Annotated in this window: 1 protein-coding gene; it reads right to left on the bottom strand. The window is 57.8% G+C overall.

What is annotated here, in order from left to right:
* Positions 1 to 261, bottom strand: a 261-nt coding sequence (locus tag EJI00_RS24965) for a helix-turn-helix domain-containing protein (RefSeq protein WP_126750129.1), incomplete at its 3' end; no start/stop codon positions are given.
* Positions 262 to 367 lie beyond the last annotated feature (106 nt).

Below are 367 nucleotides of genomic sequence, written 5' to 3'. Positions count from 1 at the left end.
TGTGTGGATCTGCCGCAGATTGCGCCGCTGTTTCCGCGATTTGGTGGCCTCGATCGCGAGCCAGGTCGCGAGCTTGTCGGCATAGGGGTCGAGCTTGCTTGAGCTCGCCCGCTTGGCGTAGCGCGGCGCTTCTTCGCCGGCTCGCAGGTACTTCTTTACGGTGTTGCGAGACAGGCCTGTACGCCTGGCTATCTCGCGAATGGACATCTGCTCGCGCAGGGCCCAGCGTCTGATGACACTCAATGTCGCCACGTCTATCACTCCTAGGATCCCCTGCCTTAAAAATGAGCAGGGTAGAGTTTTACGTGGGTCAGTCTTAGACGGAAATTAGTGCGTTAGCCGGGTCAATTTTCGGTGGCAATCAACA

The organism is Variovorax sp. DXTD-1 (assembly GCF_003984625.1).
Lineage (GTDB): Bacteria > Pseudomonadota > Gammaproteobacteria > Burkholderiales > Burkholderiaceae_C > Variovorax.
Note: the sequence above shows the minus strand (reverse complement) of the source record. Positions and strands in the feature narration are given on the sequence as shown.